This is a genomic window from Halopseudomonas sp. L-58 (assembly GCF_056859475.1).
The window spans coordinates 1-18,847 of record NZ_JBSXON010000081.1; the positions used below are offsets into that span (position 1 = coordinate 1).

An 18,847-nucleotide genomic window follows, 5' to 3' on the forward strand; every position below is an offset into this window, starting at 1 on the left:
GGTCGACATGCCCAAACGAGACGCTACCTCAGCCACCGGCAGACCTCGTTCGGTCACCTGCCTGACTGCTTCGATTTTGAATTCTTCGGGATAACGCGGATTGCTCATGGCACCTCCTAGTGGGCCGTATTATGAGGCCAGAAGGTGTCTACGAAACCAGGGGCGATTCACTGTTCGGATACCAGTTTGCCCCACGCTATGCCCAGGTTGGCAAAGTGATCAATGACATGTTTGATGTCAAGGAAGACAAAGAACACCGAATTCAGCTGTGCTTAAAAAAGCCAATCAATACCCATCGTATTGCGCAGCACTGGGATACCATCCAACGGATTGCAGTATCACTTAAGCAGCGGAAAACAACGCAAGCCACCTTGGTGAGAAAGCTCTCGGAGTACAAGCGCAATCACCCGCTGCTGGAAGCCCTGACGGAATACAATCGCCTGGTGAAAGCGAATTATCTACTGTGCTACATCGATGATGCCAGTTTAAGAAACTATGTTCAGCGCGCGCTGAACCGGGGAGAGGCCTATCACCAACTGCGTCGGGCCGTGAGCAGCGTCAATGGGGATCAGTTCCGGGGCAGTTCAGACGAAGAAATCCAGCTATGGAATGAGTGCGCTCGCCTGGTCACCAATGCCATCGTTTACTTCAACTCCAGGATACTCAGCCAGCTGTTGACCAGCTTCGAATACCAAGGAGATACCAAGAGAATAGATATCGTCAAACAGGCATCCCCTGTGGCCTGGCACAACATTAACCTCAAGGGGACTTACCACTTCGAATTGAGCGAAAAATTGCCAGATCTGGAGGAGCTTATGCGCTCAATCGAGGGATATTTACCCGTCAGCGAAAAGTAATACCCCTCTGGAGGCCACGGACGGCGCGGCCTCCAGAGCACTTTGTCGTTTTTGGACGGAAAATCCCTAGAACCCCAATCTCGTCGAAGGGGTTCATGCTCATCTTGACATTGGCGATGTCCACGCCGCTGCCATCGCTCTTGACGCGGACCTTGACGTTGTAGTCAACCACCCGCTTGACGGGAACCAGGATTTTCATGGGAGGGTTTCCTTTCAGGATCATTCAGAGTTGATCGTCCGCCAGGGCCAGCGTGCTGGCGGCGCCGCCCGTGACGATGTCGCGCAGCATCGGCGCCTGCACCAGGACATGCGCCGCGTAATGGCTGGCTGTGGCGCGCTTGGTACCGAGAAAGCCCGCATCGCCCGCGCCCGCCGCGAGTTGCGCGGTAGCGGCTTCGGCCATGCGCGCCGACAGCCAGCCGCCGATCACGGTGCCCGCCAGCCGCAGGAAGGGCACGGCGCCCGCCGCGCACTGCGCGGGTTGACCGTCGTGGGCCAGCAGCCAGTCGACCGCTTCGTCCAGCGCCTGGGCAGCGGCTGCCAACGCGCGGCCGATCTGCGCCAGCACTGCATCGGGCGATTCGACCAACCGGCGCGCATCGCCGTCGATGCGGCCCAGCAGCGCCTTCAGCGTGCGCCCGCCCTCGCGTGCCAGCTTGCGGCCGATCAGGTCGTTGGCCTGGATGCCCGTGGTGCCTTCGTAGATGGTCGTGATGCGCGCGTCGCGCATGTGCTGGGAGGCGCCGGTTTCCTCGACGTAGCCCATGCCGCCATGCACCTGCACGCCGTCGGACGTGATGCCCTGCGCGCTGTCGGTACACCAGCCTTTGACCACCGGTATCAGCAGGCCGACCAGGGCCTGCGCCTGCGCGCGCTCCTGCGCATCGGCGTGGCCCGCGGCGCGGTCCATCTGACCGGCGCAGAAGTAGGCCAGCGCGCGCATGGCCTCGGTGCGGGCCTTCATGTCCATCAGCATGCGCCGCACGTCCGGGTGGCCTGCGATGGCGGTGCTGCCGCTGATCAGCGGCTTGCCCTGCACCCGCTCCAGCGCATAGGCGCGTGCGCGCTGGTAGGCGCGCTCGGAAATGCCCACGCCTTCCAGGCCAACGTTCAGCCGCGCGTGGTTCATCATGGTGAACATGCAGGCCAGCCCCTGGTGCGGCTCGCCGACCAGGTAGCCGATAGCGCCGCCGCTGTCGCCAAAACTCATCGACGCCGTGGGGCTGCCGTGGATGCCCATCTTGTGCTCAATCGACGTGCAGGCCAAGTCGTTGCGTTCGCCCAGGGTGCCATCGTCGTTGACCAGGTACTTCGGGCACAGGAACAGCGAGATGCCTTTCACCCCCGGTGGCGCATCGGGTAGGCGCGCCAGCACCAGGTGCACGATGTTCTCGGCCATGTCGTGCTCGCCCCAGGTGATGAAGATCTTGTTGCCGCTGACGTGGTAGTGGTCGCCCTCGTGTACGGCACGGCTGCGCAGCGCGGCCAGGTCAGAGCCGGCCTGGGGCTCGGTGAGGTTCATGGTGCCCGTCCAGCGGCCCTCGACCATGGGTGCCAGGAAGCGGCGCTGGAGTGCGTCGCTGCCATGGTGCGCAATGGCCTCCACCGCGCCCAGCGTGAGCATCTGGCACAGGCTGAACGCGAGGTTGGACGACTTCCACATCTCCAGCACGGCGGTGGAGACCAGCGTGGGCAGGCCCTGGCCGCCCCATTCGGTGGCAGCGGGCATGCCGTTCCAGCCGTTCTCGCAGAAGCTGGCCCAGGCTTCGCGAAAGCCGTCGGCGGGCGTGACCCGACCATCGTGCCAGCGCGCGCCCTGCACGTCGCCGGGGCGGTTGAGCGGATCCAGCACGCCAGCGGCGTAATTAGCCGCCTCCTGCAGGATGGCCTCGACCAGGTCGGGCGTGGTTTCTTCATGGTCGGGCTGGGCGCAGATCGCGTCCAGGCCGCCGACCTCTTTCATGGCGAACAGCATTTCGCGCAGGGGGGCTATGTAGACAGACACAGCGAATTTCCTTGATGGCTACGATCAGGCGTTTTGCGGCGTCTGTTGCGACGGGCGCAACTCGCGTGCAGCCTCTTGCGGGCCCACCGACGCCGGGCCGCCATGCCTGATGAACGCCAGGGCGATCGAGCCGATGATTCCGAAAGCCCCGATCACCAGGAAGTTCTGCTCCAGCGGCAGCTCAAGCGCAACGATCTGGCCGATTAGCAGCGGCGCCGCGATCGCGCCCAGGCGCCCCACGCCGGAGGCCATGCCGATGCCGGTCGAGCGGATGGACATCGGGTAAAACTGCCCGCAGTAGGCATAGGCCACCAATTGCGCGCCGGTGGTGCAGGCGCCGACCGCGCCGATGATCAGATAACGCAGCTCGGTCGAGGTCTGGAACGTCATCAGGTACAGCAGCACGCCGCCCAGCGCATACATCCCCACCAGCACCCACTTGATGTTGAACTTGTCGGCGAGCCACCCGCCTCCCACGGCACCGATGATGGCGCCAACGTTCAGCGCGATCACGAAGCTGAGGGCAGACCCCAGGCTGTAGCCAGCCATAGCCATCAGCTTGGTCAGCCAGCTGCTGAGCGCATAGACCATGAACAGGCCCGAGAAGAAGGCGATCCAGAACAGCACCGTGCTCGGGCCTCGCCCGTCCTGGAACAGCCGGGAGACCGGCGCACCCGCCACGCGGTCGGCGGTGGGCACGACGAACTGGGCGTCCGCCGGGTGCTTGACTCCCGGCTGGAGATTACGGGCCACTTCGGCCAGTTCGCCGTTGCGGCTGCGCGAGATCAGGTAGGTCATTGATTCCGGCACCAGCTTCAAGATGAACGGAATCAGCAGGACCGGCACACCCGCTGCGATGAAAACGACCTGCCAGCCGTACTCGCCGATCAGCTGCTTGCCGAGCACCGCGGCCAGGATGCCGCCCAGTGCGTAGCCCGAAGTCATCAGCGCCGTCATCAGGCTGCGGATCTTCTTGGGCGAGTACTCGACCATCTGTGCCACGATGACCGGCAGCACACCGCCAATCCCCAGGCCCGCGATGAAGCGCACCACGCTGAAGCTGATGGGATCCTTGGTGAATCCGGCGGCCGCGGTGAACACGCTGAACAGCATAACGCCAATGGAGAGGGCCCAGCGCCGACCAATCCGGTCGGACAGCGTGCCCAGAACCATGGCGCCGAACATCATGCCGAACAGGGCCGAACTGGCCATGAAACCGGCAGTCGATGCGTTTACGCCCATCTGCTGCATGATGGACGGCAGGGCGATGCCCATCACGGCGATGTCATAGCCGTCGATGATGAGAATCAACAGGCACCACAGAAGCACCTTGGCATGAAAGCGGTTGAAGCGAGCGTCGTCGGCGAGCTTCGGCATGTCGATTTAGCACACGTGTTTGTCTCCTTTGAGTTAGGTTCTGGATCGCGGGGCGGCGGTCATCGCCGCTCCGCTACATGTCGTCCAGCGCACACAAGGAATCGTAGGTGCCGGTGCTGCGAGCCGCGATGACGAAGCGCCCCAATCGAATGACAAACGGCCCCTTTCTGAGAGCGCTGTTCAAGTGCGCCAAGAGGTCAAGCGTCAAGCTGAATATGGTCGCCGCGTGCGGCTGATGTTCCAGCACGAAGGGCGCTTCTGCCTGCTGGGAACACCCCGGCAGTGTTGGGCGCCCAGGGGCTCACGCCCCATCGTCGGCGCACGCCTGCAACGCCAGGACCTGTTCGCCTTCGCCGCCGTCAGCACGCACGATGGCGTGATGGACTCTCTGGTGCTGCCCTGGGCCAACGCTGAGACGATGCCGGTGTTTCTGGCCGAGATGGCGCGACGCCATGCCGTCGAGTTCATCATGATGGTCATGGATCAGACGGGTTGGCACATCGCGGGTCACTTGGATGTGCCACAGAATATGCGCCTAGAATTTCCGCCACCCTACAGCCTTGAGCTGAACCCGGTCGAGCATCTGTCGAAGGTGCCGTGCCAGGACTGGTTTGCGAACACGGTGTTCAAAGAACTGGAGGCCGTACACGACGCGCTGGCGCAAGGACTCATTGCTCTCGAAACACATCAGCAAAGAACCCAGTCAATGACAGGCTTGATTGGGTTACTTCTATATCCTTGAGGGCAATTTAGTGCATCAGGCGAGCCGATAGCGCATTACACCGTCTTCGTCTTCTGCAGACACGATTTCCCCACGCTGGTCGAGATAGTTCAGGTGGGCGAGCGTCTCTCCGGTCGCGAGGTTGAGGTGCATTTGCTCCGCAACAATGGACGAGCGGTACAGGGCGCGAACCAGGTCGATGACCCTCAGAGGCTGCGCAAGTTGTTGCCTGACGCGGTCGGTGCCTCTGACGGTGCTCGCACGCAGTTGCTCCAACCGTAGGTGCAGGCCATGGAAAGGTTCGTTGTGGGCAGGCAGAATCAGGGCGCTCCCAGGTACGCGTTGCATCAACCGGTCGATGGAATCGAGCCAACCCTGCAGAGGATTCGCATGCGGCTCGGTGGCGTACACGGAGGTATTGGAACTGATCCTGGGAAGAACCTGATCCCCCGATATCAGCAAATCCAGTTCGCGCGAGTAGAAGCACGCGTGCTCGGGGGAATGTCCTGTGCCGACGATGACTTCCCATTCCTGGTCCCCGATCCGCAACATCTGGCCATCCGTGAGCCGCACAAAGCTGTCAGGCAATGGATGGATCATTTTACCGAAGTCACCGAACCGGGTGCGGTACTCATCCACCTCGGTGTCGCTCCATCCGGCCCTCCGATAGAAGCGAACGCCATCGACTGGCGCTTCCCGCCCCGTATCGGCAAGCATCACCCGACAGCTCAAATACTCGTCTCGTGTCATCCAAAGCGCGCATTCGAAGCGACGTGTCAACCATCCCGCCATGCCCACATGATCCGGGTGCATGTGCGTCGCTATCACACGGGAGATGGGACGGCCGGCTAGCGGCCCCTGCGGAGCGAGCAAGGCGAGCCACGCGTTCCTGACGTCCACGCTGCGAATGCCCGTGTCCACGACCGCCCAACCAGGACCGTCGCTCAATGCCCAGAGGTTGATGTGATCCAGGGAAAACGGCAGCGGCATGCGCAGCCACAGCACACCTGGCTTGATTTCCGTGGCTTGGCCAGGGAGTGGGAGGTCCGAGAACGGATACGAAAGTGCCGAGGCTGCGTTGGTCATGATGCTTGATTTACATTCTGGCAGTGCCGCTCCAAATGGCGCACAGCCATCACTCCTATCCAGTGCGAGTTCAGTTTTAGCTTAGGAAGCTTAGAAGTCAGCCTCGACGGGTGGCAATGACGAATGACCTCGATAGGCTGACGGAAAGCGTCTGCTTCCTGCCGCAGCCTGTCGCTGCGATGCCGTCGGTGCAACTGCCAGGGCTGCAAACAGTCTCTTGAGCGCACGAGAGCCTCGCTCGATGTGGGCCAAGGCCCGGCAGCTATGAAGGCGCCGATCTTCTCAGTGGTCGGCTACAGCCTCGTGGCCGTGCCGGAATTGGTCGAATGCCTCTATGTAGGGTGCTGCCCGCTGCGCGAGCGGGCGCGGTAGGCTCCCGGCGCGCTGCCGGTCCAGACCTTGAAGGCGCGCTGGAAGGCGGTGCTGTCGGTGAAGCCCAGGTCGGCGGCGATGGCGATGAGCGAGGCTTCGCTGCTGGTCAGGCGCACGATCGCCATGTCGCGCCGCAGTTGGTCCTTCAGTGCCTGGAAGGAAGTGCCCTCGGTGGCCAGGTGCCGCTGCAACGCGCTCACCGACATGTGCAGGCGCTGCGCGGTGACGGCCAGGTCGGGCCATTCGGGGCTGGCCCGCTGCAGCACCATGCGGACCCGCGCGCTGGCGCTGCGCTCGTTCAGGTGCGGCCCCACCACGTTGCCCGGCGTGGCGCGCAGGAAGGACTGCAGCGCGTCCCGATCGCGCCGCACCGGCTGTTTGAAGGCGTCGGCGTCGAACCAGGCGGCCGTGCGCGGCTGCCCGAAGCACAGCGTACCGGAAAAGATGCGCCCGTAGCTCATCGCATGGAGCGGCTGCGCAAAACTGAAGTCGAATCGCTGCGGCACCAGCCGGCCGCCGTGCAGCCACAGCAGCAAGCGCCAGAACACGCGCAGCAGATGTGCGTGAAGGAATTCGGCATGTGCGCCCGCGCCGCCGCGCATCTCCAGCGCGAAGCCCCCCAGCGCGCCCTCGGTCACGGGCACCAGCGCCACGTCGTCCTGCAGCAGGGCGAAGGATTCGCTCAGGCGACGCAGGGCGTATGACAACGAATGGGCAGTGAACGCGCTGCGCACCATTAGCGCGAAGCTGCCCGGGCGCATGGGCCGCCCATGCAGGTAGCCCAGGCACTCGTCGTTCAGGCTGTCCTTGACGGCGATAAACAGCGCGTTGAACTGCTCCACGGTTACGCGCGAATCCTCCAGATCCAGTAGCGATTCGCTGATGCCTGCGCGCCCCAGCACGCCCTCCAGCCATTCTTGCGTGGCCAGCCCCTTGCCGCGCGCGCCGTCCAGCAGGCCATGCACGGCAAAGATAGGAGCGGTGAAGACGGGTTGCAGCATGGCGTGTTATCGAAGGGGTCAACGCCGGTCGCACGGGCCGAACGAAGTTATTTGTCAGTTGATTGAGGCAATCCGCCATCGCCCTTGCAGGGGCCAATTATTACGATTGTCGCATCCCCCAAAGCACTTCGGCAGTGGCGCTGTGCGGAACGCCCGGCGCGGGGTCATAAGCCAACATAATACAAGGAGACACGCTCATGCTGCCACAGCTGTATCGCCACGCCTGGATGGACGGCGAGATCGACGCCTTTCGCGAGCAGGTGCGCCGCTACGTTGCCGCCGAATTTACTCCCCAGCTCGACGAATGGCGCCGCCAGGGCTACATCCCGCGCGAGGTCTGGCGTCCGTTCGGCGAGATGAGCTTTCTGCTGCCCGAGATGCCCGAGACCTATGGTGGTGCCGGCGCCAGCCTCGCCTACCAGCTGGTGGTGCAGGACGAACTGGCCAAGGCCGAGATGCCGGTCAATATCGCGGTGCACACCATCGCTTCGCATTACATCCTGGACTTCGGCACCGAAGCGCAAAAGCAGCGCTGGCTGCCCAAGGTGACGAACGGCGAGATGCTGGCCGCAATCGCGATGACCGAGCCGGGCTGCGGCTCGGATCTGAAGGCCATCTCCACGCGGGCCCGGCGCGACGGCGACCACTACGTGATCGACGGCGCCAAGACCTTCATCACCAACGGCTTCACCGGAAACCTGCTGATCGTCGCGGCGCGCACCAGTGGCGCGGGTAGCAAAGGGGTGTCGCTGTTCGTATTGGAGACCGAGAACCTGCCAGGCTTTCGTGTGGGCCGCCTGCTTGAAAAGATCGGCATGCAGGCCTCGGACACGGCGGAGCTTTTCTTCGACAGCGTGCGCGTTCCAGCCGACCAACTGCTGGGGGGCGTTGAAGGCCAAGGCTTTGGGCAACTAATGGGCGCGTTGCCCTACGAACGCATGGTCATTGCAGTGCCGGCGGCGGCCGTCATCGACCGGGCGTTGGAGCTCACCATCGAATACACGAAGCAGCGCAAGATATTCGGCGCGCCTCTGTTCGACATGCAGACAACGCGCCAAAAGCTGGCCGAGATGGCGACCATCGCGCATGTGGTGCGCAGCTTCGTCAACGACTGTACCCAGCGACTGCTGGACGGCACACTCGACAACGAGGCCGCCTACATGGCCAAGTGGTGGTGCACCGAACAGCAGTGCCGCGTGGTGGACGAGTGTCTCCAATTGTTCGGCGGCTACGGCTACATGGCCGAGTACCCGATCGCGCGGATGTATGCCGCTTCGCGAGTGCAGAAGATCTACGGCGGTGCCAACGAGGTCCTGAAAGACCTGGTTTCGAGGAAGCTGTGAACATGCCGCACACGTCGCACACGCTGCAGTTGCCGCTGCACGGCGTCCGTGTGGTGGAGTTTGAGGGCATCGGTCCAGGCCCTCTGGCCGCCAGGATGCTGGTCGACATGGGCGCCGAGGTGATCGCGCTGGCACGGGCCGAGCAGGCTGCTGGGGCGCAGCGGCTGGGCGGGACGGTGGAGAACCCGCTGCACCGCGGTAAGAAGGTGGAGGTCATCGACCTGAAGTCGCCCGGTGGCAAGGCGCGCGCACTGGAGCTGATTGCCCAGGCCGACGCCCTAATCGAAGGCTTTCGCCCAGGGGTGATGGAGCGGCTGGGCTTTGGCCCCGCAGATTGCGCGGCGCGCAATCCCCGACTGGTCTATGGCCGGATGACGGGCTGGGGCCAGGACGGGCCGCTTGCCCAGGCCGCGGGCCACGACCTGAACTACGTCGCGCTGACGGGCCTGCTGTCGCTGTCGGCGCACAGGGGGCAGGCGCCCATCGTGCCGCCCTCGGTACTCGGGGACGGTGCCGGGGCGCTAGGCATGGCTTTTGGCATCGCCTGCGCGCTGGTCGATGCACGGGCTACCGGCCGTGGCCGGGTTGTGGACGCAGCCATCGTGGACATCGTGGCCATGCTGGGCACGCTGGTGCACTGGATTCGCGCCAACGGGCAGATCGACGGCGCACAGCCGAGCCCGTTCCACGATTCGCCGTTCTATGACGTGTACGTCTGCGCCGACGGCGGCTTCATCAGCCTCGGCGCGATCGAGCCGCCGTTCTACGCATTGCTGTTGTCCAAGTTGGGCCTGGCGGACGTGAACCCTGCAGACCAGTACGACACGGCGGCGTGGCCAGCGTTGAAGGAGCGCATCGCGGCCCTCATCCGCACCCAGCCCCAGGCGCACTGGTGCGCGCTGCTTGAAGGCAGCGACGCCTGCTTTGCACCCGTGCTCAGCCTGGCCGAGGCAGTGCGGCATCCGCACAACGCGGCACGGGGCATCTACCAGACCACCTCTTTCGGCGCCATCGAAGCGGCCCCGGCCCCACGGTTCCAGGCACTCAACGCAACCACCACCCAGGAGACAAAGAAATGACTGCTACCACCCACATCGTCCGCGGCTGCCCGTCCACCACGGGCAACGACCGCCAGCTCAACACCACGACGCTGATCCGGCACGCCGCGCGCACCCATGGGGACCAGGAGATCGTCTACCGCACACCCGATGGCGGCTGGGATCGCTACACCTATGCCGACTGCTACGCGCGCGTCTGCCGCAGCGCCAATGCGCTGCGCGCGCTCGGTGTCGAGCCCGGCGACCGGGTCGGCATCCTGGACTGGAACAGCCGACGTCACTTCGAGCTGTACTGGTCTATTCCCGGCCTGGGTGCTGTCATGTTGCAGATGAATCTGCGCCTGGGCCCAGAGGACCTGGGCTACGTGGTCGACCACAGCAAGGTGTCCTACGTTTGCGTGGACGAGTCATTACTACCCATTGCCGAATCCGTCGCAGCGAATTCGCCCCAGATCAAGGGCTGGATTGTCATGACCGACAAGCCGCTGGACCAGATCAAGACCACGCTGGCCCCGCTGCTGCACTACGAAAACCTGCTGGCCGCCGCCGACACCCAGATCGACTGGCCCGAGATCGACGAAACCTCGGCCTACAGCGCCTGCTATACCACCGGCACCACAGGCAAGCCCAAGGGCGTGTACTACTCGCACCGCGGCATCTATCTGCACTCCACGGCCATGGCCACCAATCTGGGCATGACGCTGGACGACTGCGTGATGCTCATCACCCCCATGTTCCACGGGCAATGCTGGGGCTTGCCGCAGGCCGCCACGCTGCTGGGCGACAAGATCGTGCTGCCGGGCCGCTATGTCGCCGAGGACACCAAGCCCCTGGTTGACGCCATGATCGCCGAGGGCGTGACGGTCGCCAACGGCGCACCGGCCATCTTCCAGCCCATGCTGCAGTACATCGAGACGATGCCGGTCAAGCCGGACTTCAGCCGCATGCGCATGCTGTCCGGCGCCTCCGAGCCGCCGCTGTCGATGATGATCGGTTTCTACAAACTCACCGGTGCCGAGGTGGTGCATGGCTACGGCGCCACCGAAGCCACGACGCTGGTGACGATGAACCGCCTCAAGTCCACGCTCAAGAAGCGCCTGACCGAGGAAGAGCGCTGGAACCTCAAGCGCAAGCAAGGTCTGGTGCTGACCGGGGTGGACATCCGCATCGTCGATGCCGACGACAAGGACTTGCCGCATGACGGAAAGTCGGCAGGCGAGATCTGCGTGCGCGGCCCCTGGATCACGGCCAGCTACCACGACATGTCCGACTCCGCAGACCGCTTCCTGGAAGGCGGCTGGTGGCGCTCGGGCGATGTCGGCACGGTGGACGAGAACGGCTACCTCAAGGTCACCGACCGCATCAAGGACGTGATCAAGAGCGGCGGCGAATGGATTTCTTCCATCGACATGGAAAACCTGCTCATGGGCCACCCCGCCGTGCGCGACGCCGCGGTTGTCGGCATTCCTCATGCGAAGTGGCAGGAACGGCCGCTCGCCCTGGTGGTGCTCGAGCCCGGCCAGCAGGCGACCCAGGAACAACTGCAGCAACACCTGACCAGTGCCTTCACCAAGTGGCAGTTGCCCGATCAGGTCCTGTTCGTCGAAGCCATCCCCAAGACCAGCGTCGGCAAGCTCGACAAGAAGCGCATACGCGCCGAGCATGCGGGCCGCTACACCGAGTGAGCCAACCTTTTGCTACAGGAGAACAACATGAATGACCATGAACCCGTCATCGTTGGTGCACTGCGCACCCCCGTGGGCAAGCGCGGCGGACGCTTGCATAAATGGCATCCCGTCGACCTGATGGCCGAGACGCTGCGCCAGTTGGTCGAGCAATCCGGCATCAACCCGGCGGATCTGGACGACGTGATCGTCGGCTGCGTGCTGCAGTGGGACCAGCAGCACGGCAACCTAGGGAGGCATGCCGTGTTGGCGGCGGGGCTGCCCGAATCCGTCCCGGCAGTGACGGTCGATCGGCAATGCGGCTCTGGCCAGCAGGCGGTGAGCTTTGCCGTGCATGGTATCCAGGCGGGCGCCTACCAGTTGGCCATCGGCGGGGGGGTGGAGTCGATGTCGCAGGCGCCGCTGCCGCCGTCGTTCAAGCCCGGCGCGCCGCTCGGCTCGCAATACAGTCCGCGCGAGCTGGCGCGCTACCAGGACAACCCGCTGATACCGCAAGGCGTTTCGTCGGAGTTGCTGAACACGCGCTTCGGTCTTACGCGTGAGACCCTGGATGCCTCTGCCGTGCGCAGCCATCGGCGCGCCACCGAGGCGACGCAGGCCGGCCGCATCAAAGATCAGCTGGTGCAGCTGACCGAGGATCCGGCCGACCCGAACAGCCCGATCGTCGCTGCCGACGAAGGCGTGCGCGCCAACCCCGACCCCGAGAAGATGGCCACGCTCAAGCCGGTGTTTGCCGCCAACGGCACCACCACCGCCGGCAACTCGTCGCAGGTCAGCGATGGTGCCGCCGCGCTGCTGATTGCCAGCCGCGCTTATGCCAAGCAGCACGGCCTGAAGCCGCGTGCGCGCTTCGTCAGCACCGCCGTGGCCGCCGCCGATCCGGTGATCCAGTTCACCGCCGTGCTCGATTCCACCCGCAAGGCACTGAAGGAAGCGGGCCTGAGCATCAACGACATCGATCTGTTCGAGGTCAACGAGGCCTTCGGCGGCGTGCCGCTCATGTTCCAGCAGGAATTCGGCGTCCCGGACGACCGCCTCAACGTCAACGGCGGCTCGATAGCCATCGGCCATCCGCTGGGCTCCACCGGCGCGCGGATGCTCACCGACCTGCTGTACGAGCTGGAGCGCCGGGGTGGTCGCTATGGCCTGCAGACCATTTGCGAGGCCTCGGGCACGGCCAACACCACCATCATCGAGCGGCTGGCATGAGCGGGGCCAACATGAGCGAATCCAGCGAAGTGCTCGTCAGCCGCGAAGGCGCCATCGTCACCTTGACCATCAACCGCCCCCGTGCAAAGAACAGCTTGAACCGCGCGGTATTCGATGGCCTGCGCGCGCAGCTTGCGCAACTGCGCGACGACGATGCCGTGCGAGCCGTCATCATCACCGGCGCCGAGGGCGTGTTTTGCGCCGGAGCTGACATCACGGCGTTCGAGGTGCTGCGCGCCGCGCCGCTGCTGGGCGATCGCGCAGCGACGGGCTGGGACTTCTTTTCGGAACTGGGGAGCTTCCCCAAGCCCGTCATTGCGGCGGTGGAAAAGGTCGCGCTGGGCGGCGGCATGGAACTGGCGCTGGCCTGCGACATCGTGATCGCCGGCGAGTCAGCCAAGTTTGGCGTGCCGGAAGTCAAGCTGGGCGCCATTCCCGGTGCCGGCGGCACCCAGCGCCTGATCCATGCCATCGGCAAGTCCAAGGCGATGGCTCTGCTGCTGACCGGTGATTTCATCGACGCCCGCAAGGCCTGCGACGTCGGCATCGTCGCCGAAGTGACGGCTGACGGCCAGGCCCTGCCGACGGCGTTGGCGATGGCCAGCCGGATTGCGGCCAATTCGCCGCTGGCCGTGGCGCTCGCGAAAGATGCGGCCTTGGCCAGCTTTGAAACTCCGCTCGCGCAGGGCCTGGAGCATGAGAAGCGCAATTTCTTCGTCGTTTTGCGTTCGGCCGACAACCTGGAAGGGCAAGCGGCATTCCTGGACAAGCGTGCCCCCAACTTCACTGGCCAATAACGCCTGTCTGTCATCTATCAAGGAAAAACCATGAAACTGAATTCCGACATTTCTGCCGTCATCACCGGGGGGGCTTCCGGTCTGGGAGCTGCCACGGCCCGGCTCTTGGCCAGCCACGGCGTCAAAGTCGCCATCTTCGACATGAATGAAGCCGTCGGCCAGGCGTTGGCAAGCGAGCTTGGCGGCGTTTATTGCAATGTGGACGTGACGTCCGAGGAGCAGGTGGACGCAGCCTTCGCCAAGGCCCGCGCCGCGATCGGGCAGGAGCGCGTTCTGGTCAACTGCGCCGGCACGGCCGACGCCGTCAAGACTGTCAGCCGCGACAAGAAAACCGGCGAAATCCGCCCATGCGCGGCAGATCGTTTCAATCGCATCATTCAGATCAACCTGGTGGGCAGCTTCCGCTGCATCGCCAAGTCAGCTGCGGGCATGTTGACGCTCGCGCCGCTGGCCGATGGCGACCGCGGCGCCATCGTCAACACCGCTTCGGCCGCCGCGCAGGACGGCCAGGTCGGCCAGGCCAGCTATGCGGCCAGCAAGGCAGCCATCGTGGGCATGACCCTGCCAATCGCGCGCGACATGATGGACGAAGGGATCCGGATCAACACCATCATGCCGGGGATCTTCGGTACACCGTTGCTGCTGGGCCTGCCGGACAACGTCAAACAGGCGCTGGCGGCCAGCGTGCCCTTTCCCAAGCGTTTAGGCGACCCCGATGAATTCGCGCAGGCCGTCGAGTTTCTCGTTACTTGCGGCTACATGAATGCCGAGTCCATTCGTGTGGATGGTGCCATTCGCATGGCGCCGCGCTGACGCTGAAATTTTGATCAATCAGGGAACGTCAGCATGCCTGGAAATCCGGTAATTCTCGAAAAGAATGGTGCCGTCGCGACCATAACACTCAACTCGCCAAAAAAAATGAATGCGTTGAGCACGTCGGTCGTAAACGTGCTCGCTGGTGTCATTGCAGATGTCGAACGCGATGGCTCGATTCGAGCTTTGCTGCTGCGCGGCGAGGGCCGGATGTTCAGTTGCGGAGGCGACATCGAAGAAATGGTGGCCGCAGGCGATGCGTTGTCTACCTTGGTCGATGACGAACTGAGAGTGGCCGAAAGCATGATTCCTCAATTCGCCAGCCTGCCGTTCCCGGTAGTCTGCGCCGTACAAGGCGCGGTAGCCGGAGGCCGGAGGCGGTCTCGGGCTTGCCTTGGCCTCTGACTACCTGATTGCCGCAAGTGGGACGAAGTTTGTGGCGGCCCATACCGGCCTCGGATACGCGGGGGATTTCGGCATCAGCTGGCTACTTCCACGCGCAGTGGGTGGACGACGCGCACGAGACATGATCTTGACCAATCGCGTAGTCAGTTCGGACGAGGCCTTGGCCTGGGGATTGGTCGAGAAAGTGGTTCCTGGCGAGAGCCTGCTGGGCGAAGCGCGGCGTATGGCGGTGCAATTTTCGGTCGGACCAACGCAAGGTTATGCGGGCGCCAAGCGCCTGCAACTCGCTGCCTTCGAGAGTGATCTGGCGACCTCATTGAGGCTGGAGGCGGCCGAAATGAATCGAGCCTCGAAAACCACAGATTCGCTGGAAGCGGTTCACGCGTTCGTCGCAAAGCGAGTCCCGCAGTTTGCCGGACGCTGAACGGCTGTAGACGCATCCGGTCGGTAGGTGCTCAATCGCTGCTGGCGTCAGGTAACGGATAAACCCTGCTGCCGTCGGATTTGCCAGGATAGGGTGCCACCATGTACCTGCCCAGAAATCAGCATGCCGAGTCGTTGTTCGATGACCGGCGTCCATGGCACCAAGCTGAACCCCATACCATCATCGAGCATGGCAAAGCGGCCACTGGCGAGCATGAGGCTGCGCCGGTAGATGCCGGTCACGCGCTGGCCATCGGCCGCCAGACGGTGTTCCAGCCCGGTTTCGGTGGCAATATCCTTGGCAGCCCGAATCACATCCCGATCGCGTAGTGTCGCCAATAGATTGCGCGCGAGGATTACGCGCTGCCCGCGCCGCTCTGCCAGCCCCTGTTCGGCCAGGAATTCGGCGCGCTGCTGCATCGCCTGGTTGACCTCGCTGCCAAAGCCCAGGTTGCCCAGGCCCGAGCCGCCGCCGATCAACTGCTGGTCGAGCCAGGTGGCTCCGATCACGCGGGCCTGCCGCTCGATGGGCAGGTGCGATTTCAGCTCCACCGCCACGCCGCCCAGGCGCTGCGCATCGTAGCGACGGCCCTGCTCGGGCAAGTCGTCCGGCACCTTCCATAGCCCCTCGGCCACCCGTTCCACGATACCGGCACGGCGCAAGGCTTCCAGCCGGCGGACGTGGGACGCGACCACTTCCTGCGGATCGCGGCCGGGCACGGCCTGACCCTGCGCGATGGCAAGGTGGTGGTCGGTGCGGTACAGGCCATCGCTCGCCAACGCGGCGATGTTCTTGTCGGCCGCGCGCACGTCAGCCGATCTCCTTGCCTCCACCACGGCGCCGGTCGGATAGTTCGCCAGCTCGTCGCGGGCGTTGAGCGCAACGTAGTGGGCCTTGCCGTCCACGCCGTCGATGACCAGATAGCCCCGGTCGTGCAGTTCGTCGGCCAGCCCCTTCGCGGCCACGCGGCCGAGGATGGTTCGGCCATCGTCCCCAGGCTCGAACACCGCCAGTTCGCGTGGCTCGCCGCGCATGGCCCGCTGCATGGTGCGGATGATGTCGCCGCGCTCGCCCAGGGCGCGCAGGGTCTTTTCCGCATCGTTGTGGACGGTCCACGTGCCGGGCTGGGCCTCGTCGGCCAGGCCCAGGCGCTGCAAACGCTGCAACCTGCCGATCAGCAGCAGACGCTGGCGTTGCAGTCGGGGTTGGGGTTGGGGGAGCAACGGAACAGAAAGTGCACTTAAGCTCAGTCGCTGCCCCGCAAACCCTTGCAACGTCTGGATAGTTTCGAAAAACGACCGTTTTATGAAACCGTTTCCGCTATCGCGAGGAAAGGTCACCAACACCCGAAAATCAGTGCAATAAACCTTTCTCACGAATCAAAGTTCGTTAATTCGCAGTCGCTGACGAGTAAAACGAACTCTAATTCGGCTTACGTTGGTTTTCAGTTCCATTGCTCCCCAACCCCCGACTACGGCCGCCTCGGTGGCTGCCAACGCCGCCTGCAGACGGGCCTGCCAGTCGTCCCAGGGCAACTCGGCGCCCGCTTCGGCGGCCTGCTCCAGCTGACGCAGCAGTTGGCCCAGGGCCAGGGCGCCAAGGCTGTCGCAGGCGCTGGCCAGACGGTGAGCGGCCTCCTGCAAGGGCACGGCCTGGCGCCGTTGCAGGGCCGCGCGCAGCAGTGCGCCCTGCTCCTGCAGGCTGTGCAGCAGCAGGCCGAGCAACTGCCCCAGGCGCTCTCCACCCAACTGCTCGGCATGTTCGCGCAGCCGGGCCGCGTCCAGCCAGACTTCGGCCGGCGTGCAGCGGGCCAGGGCCTGGCGCAGCAGGGCCAGGTCGATGGGCTTGCCGATCACCCCCTGCATGCCGGCCTGCAGGTAGCCCTGCACCTTGCTCGCCTGCAGGCTGGCGGTAAAGGCGTAGATGGGCGTATCGCGATTTAGCCCCTGAGCATCGGCGCGAATCCGCTGGCATAGCTCGACCCCGCTGCAGCCGGGCAGGTGCACGTCCAGCAGGATCAGATCGAAGCGCTGCTGACGGCACAGCGCCAGGGCTGGCTCGGCATCCTCGACCAGGCTCACCCACTGGCCTTCACGCTCAAGCAGGCCACGGGCCACCTCACGGTTAAGCGGCACGTCCTCCACCACCAGCACCCGGCGCGCCGCCAGGGGCACGGCCGGCACCGGCTGCGGCGCCTGCGGTGCCTGCACCCGGGGCAGCCACAGCTCGAACCAGAAGCGGCTGCCCTGCCCCTCACGGCTGTGCAGCTGGATCTCGCTGCCCATGGCCTGCACCAGGCGCTTGCAGATGGCCAGCCCCAGGCCGGCCCCCCCATAACGCCGCGCCACCTGCTCGTCGGCCTGGACGAAGCGCTCGAAGATACGCCCCTGTACCGCCTCGGCGATGCCGATACCGTCGTCCTCCACCTGAATGCGCAGTTGCTGGCCTTGGCTGTGCTCGCCCAGCAGCTCGACGCTCAGACACACCCGGCCGCCGGCGGTGAACTTGATGGCATTGGCCAGCAGGTTGGTCAGCACCTGGCGCAGGAACTGTTCGCAGCCCAGTAGCCAGGGCCCCACCGCGGCGTCCAGACGCACCTGCATCTGGGTGCCGTTGGCCTGGGCGCGGGGTTCGAGCAGGGTCACCACCTCATCCAGCAGTTCGCCCAAGGCAAAGGCCACCGGCTCGGCGCGGGCCTCGCCCTCCTCCAGCTTGGCGAAATCCAGCAGGTCGTTGAGCAGCGCCAGCAGGCCCTCACCGGCCTTGTGCAGGGCGCGCAGGCGCAAGCGATCAGGCTCGGCCGGCAACGCCTCGCGAAGCAGTTCGGCCATCCCGAGGATGCCATTGAGCGGCGTGCGCAGCTCGTGGCTCATGGTGGCAAGAAAGCGCGACTTGGCGCGGTTGGCCGCCTCGGCCTGTTCCTTGGCCTGGTGCAGGCTGGCGGTGCGCTGCTCGACCATGCGCTGCAGTTCGTCCTGGCGACCGACCAGGGCCTGGCGATCGGCCTCGCGCCGGCGCAGGTCGGCGAGCATGGCCTGGCGCAGGTCCTCCAGGGCGTGGGCCACCTGATCGATCTCGTCGTCGGCACGGGCCGCCTTGGCCAGCTGCAACGGCTGCTGCCAGCTACCGGCACCCAGATGACGGGAGAACTCGGCCATGGCCAGCAGGTGGCGGGTGACCAGGCGGTGGAACAGCCAGGCCAGGGTGATGGCCAGGCCGCAGATAAACAGGGCCATCCACAGCAGGTTGGCCAGGCCGCTGGCCCACAGGCGGCGGTGGATGCTGGCGATATCCACCGCCACCTCCAGGCTACCGAGGCTGCGCGGCTGGCCATCCGGTGCGCGGTAGACCAGCGCGAAGCGCTCGCGACGCAGCGGCTCGGCGGCCTCGCGCCGGCCCTTGAGCAGATCGAAGTCGCTGCTCTGCAGACGCACCCAGGCGATATCGGGGAAGTCCACCAGGCCGCGCAGCTGCACCGTCAACTGTTCCTGGTTGAGATCCCACAGGCTACGCTCGATGCTGGCCAGGTAGCCGCTGCGGATCAGCTCCAGGCGCGACTCCACCCCGGCCATCTCGCGGCGGTACTCCAGCACCAGCTGCAGCGCCCCGGCGAGCAGGGTAAAGCACAGGCTGAACAGCAGGATAAAGCGCAGCAGGCGCCGCGACAGGCCGCTGAGCGCCGGCAGGCGCAGGC

Annotated in this window: 15 protein-coding genes and 3 pseudogenes; 10 read left to right on the forward strand and 8 right to left on the reverse strand. The window is 64.7% G+C overall.

Going from position 1 to position 18,847, the window contains the following annotated elements:
• On the reverse strand, positions 1–108 hold a 108-nt coding region (locus tag AC13EY_RS16045; protein ID WP_482876296.1), incomplete at its 3' end, for a transposase.
• Between the two features lie 62 nt (positions 109–170).
• Here AC13EY_RS16045 and AC13EY_RS16050 point away from each other — a divergent pair.
• Positions 171–857 (forward strand): annotated as a pseudogene (locus tag AC13EY_RS16050) (Tn3 family transposase); the annotation flags it as partial.
• 70 nt (positions 858–927) lie between these two features.
• On the opposite strand, the pseudogene AC13EY_RS16055 reads toward AC13EY_RS16050, so the two are convergent.
• The 3 genes and pseudogenes from AC13EY_RS16055 to AC13EY_RS16065 all read right to left on the reverse strand — a co-directional run.
• Positions 928–1,056, reverse strand: a pseudogene (locus AC13EY_RS16055) (electron transfer flavoprotein subunit beta/FixA family protein); the annotation flags it as partial.
• Between the two features lie 24 nt (positions 1,057–1,080).
• The gene (locus AC13EY_RS16060; RefSeq protein WP_012436226.1) at positions 1,081–2,862 is read right to left on the reverse strand and encodes an acyl-CoA dehydrogenase; all 1,782 of its coding nucleotides are present in this window, start codon (positions 2,860–2,862) and stop codon (positions 1,081–1,083) included.
• Between the two features lie 24 nt (positions 2,863–2,886).
• On the reverse strand, positions 2,887–4,239 hold the full coding sequence (locus tag AC13EY_RS16065) for an MFS transporter (RefSeq protein WP_023123310.1): 1,353 nt from the start codon (positions 4,237–4,239) through the stop codon (positions 2,887–2,889).
• 184 nt (positions 4,240–4,423) lie between these two features.
• Between AC13EY_RS16065 and AC13EY_RS16070 the strand changes: the two genes are divergently transcribed.
• Positions 4,424–4,981, forward strand: coding sequence for a transposase (locus tag AC13EY_RS16070; protein WP_023123311.1), 558 nt, complete (start codon positions 4,424–4,426; stop codon positions 4,979–4,981).
• A 15-nt stretch (positions 4,982–4,996) separates the two neighbouring features.
• Here the strand turns inward: AC13EY_RS16070 and AC13EY_RS16075 are convergent, their stop codons facing one another.
• Complete coding sequence (locus AC13EY_RS16075; RefSeq protein WP_023123312.1) at positions 4,997–6,046, reverse strand: MBL fold metallo-hydrolase; 1,050 nt, start codon at positions 6,044–6,046, stop codon at positions 4,997–4,999.
• 332 nt (positions 6,047–6,378) lie between these two features.
• Positions 6,379–7,419 carry an AraC family transcriptional regulator gene (locus AC13EY_RS16080; RefSeq protein ID WP_023123314.1) on the reverse strand — a complete coding sequence of 347 codons (1,041 nt, stop codon included), beginning with the start codon at positions 7,417–7,419 and terminating at the stop codon, positions 6,379–6,381.
• Positions 7,420–7,616: 197 nt separating this feature from the next.
• Between AC13EY_RS16080 and AC13EY_RS16085 the strand changes: the two genes are divergently transcribed.
• From AC13EY_RS16085 to AC13EY_RS16120, 8 genes are read left to right on the forward strand one after another with little or no spacing between them, the layout of a single operon-like run.
• Positions 7,617–8,762: an acyl-CoA dehydrogenase family protein gene (locus tag AC13EY_RS16085; RefSeq protein WP_023123315.1), complete on the forward strand. Its 1,146-nt coding sequence runs from the start codon at positions 7,617–7,619 to the stop codon at positions 8,760–8,762.
• Positions 8,763–8,764: 2 nt separating this feature from the next.
• Entirely contained in the window at positions 8,765–9,841 is a 1,077-nt protein-coding gene (locus AC13EY_RS16090; RefSeq protein WP_023123316.1) for a CaiB/BaiF CoA transferase family protein, read from the forward strand.
• A complete protein-coding gene (locus tag AC13EY_RS16095; protein ID WP_482876291.1) occupies positions 9,838–11,505 on the forward strand; it encodes a long-chain-fatty-acid--CoA ligase in 1,668 nt (555 codons plus the stop codon). Before AC13EY_RS16090 ends, AC13EY_RS16095 begins: the two co-directional genes overlap by 4 nt.
• Positions 11,506–11,532: 27 nt before the next feature.
• On the forward strand, positions 11,533–12,714 hold the full coding sequence (locus tag AC13EY_RS16100; RefSeq protein WP_023123318.1) for a thiolase family protein: 1,182 nt from the start codon (positions 11,533–11,535) through the stop codon (positions 12,712–12,714).
• Positions 12,715–12,725: 11 nt separating this feature from the next.
• Entirely contained in the window at positions 12,726–13,511 is a 786-nt protein-coding gene (locus AC13EY_RS16105; protein WP_226033810.1) for an enoyl-CoA hydratase/isomerase family protein, read from the forward strand.
• A gap of 30 nt (positions 13,512–13,541) precedes the next feature.
• Positions 13,542–14,324 carry an SDR family oxidoreductase gene (locus AC13EY_RS16110; RefSeq protein WP_023123320.1) on the forward strand — a complete coding sequence of 261 codons (783 nt, stop codon included), beginning with the start codon at positions 13,542–13,544 and terminating at the stop codon, positions 14,322–14,324.
• A 33-nt stretch (positions 14,325–14,357) separates the two neighbouring features.
• Positions 14,358–14,729 carry an enoyl-CoA hydratase/isomerase family protein gene (locus tag AC13EY_RS16115; protein WP_230965136.1) on the forward strand — a complete coding sequence of 124 codons (372 nt, stop codon included), beginning with the start codon at positions 14,358–14,360 and terminating at the stop codon, positions 14,727–14,729.
• Positions 14,719–15,153, forward strand: coding sequence for an enoyl-CoA hydratase/isomerase family protein (locus AC13EY_RS16120; RefSeq protein WP_230965135.1), 435 nt, complete (start codon positions 14,719–14,721; stop codon positions 15,151–15,153). Before AC13EY_RS16115 ends, AC13EY_RS16120 begins: the two co-directional genes overlap by 11 nt.
• Before the next feature lie 47 nt (positions 15,154–15,200).
• On the opposite strand, the pseudogene AC13EY_RS16125 reads toward AC13EY_RS16120, so the two are convergent.
• Together AC13EY_RS16125 and AC13EY_RS16130 are read right to left on the reverse strand one after the other, a co-directional pair.
• Positions 15,201–16,361 (reverse strand): annotated as a pseudogene (locus AC13EY_RS16125) (DUF3363 domain-containing protein); the annotation flags it as partial.
• Between the two features lie 171 nt (positions 16,362–16,532).
• Positions 16,533–18,845 (reverse strand): ATP-binding protein, encoded by a 2,313-nt coding sequence (locus AC13EY_RS16130; protein WP_258189870.1) that lies wholly within the window; start codon positions 18,843–18,845, stop codon positions 16,533–16,535.
• Between the last annotated feature and the right edge of the window lie 2 nt (positions 18,846–18,847).

What these genes read in the sequence shown, in the direction of transcription:
- AC13EY_RS16105 (WP_226033810.1), top strand. Translation starts at nt 12,726, where the DNA reads ATGAGCGAATCCAGCGAAGTGCTCGTCAGCCGCGAAGGCGCCATCGTC.
- AC13EY_RS16080 (WP_023123314.1), bottom strand. Translation starts at nt 7,419, where the DNA reads ATGCTGCAACCCGTCTTCACCGCTCCTATCTTTGCCGTGCATGGCCTG.
- AC13EY_RS16090 (WP_023123316.1), top strand. Translation starts at nt 8,765, where the DNA reads ATGCCGCACACGTCGCACACGCTGCAGTTGCCGCTGCACGGCGTCCGT.
- AC13EY_RS16095 (WP_482876291.1), top strand. Translation starts at nt 9,838, where the DNA reads ATGACTGCTACCACCCACATCGTCCGCGGCTGCCCGTCCACCACGGGC.
- AC13EY_RS16100 (WP_023123318.1), top strand. Translation starts at nt 11,533, where the DNA reads ATGAATGACCATGAACCCGTCATCGTTGGTGCACTGCGCACCCCCGTG.
- AC13EY_RS16065 (WP_023123310.1), bottom strand. Translation starts at nt 4,239, where the DNA reads ATGCCGAAGCTCGCCGACGACGCTCGCTTCAACCGCTTTCATGCCAAG.
- AC13EY_RS16085 (WP_023123315.1), top strand. Translation starts at nt 7,617, where the DNA reads ATGCTGCCACAGCTGTATCGCCACGCCTGGATGGACGGCGAGATCGAC.
- AC13EY_RS16115 (WP_230965136.1), top strand. Translation starts at nt 14,358, where the DNA reads ATGCCTGGAAATCCGGTAATTCTCGAAAAGAATGGTGCCGTCGCGACC.
- AC13EY_RS16110 (WP_023123320.1), top strand. Translation starts at nt 13,542, where the DNA reads ATGAAACTGAATTCCGACATTTCTGCCGTCATCACCGGGGGGGCTTCC.
- AC13EY_RS16075 (WP_023123312.1), bottom strand. Translation starts at nt 6,046, where the DNA reads ATGACCAACGCAGCCTCGGCACTTTCGTATCCGTTCTCGGACCTCCCA.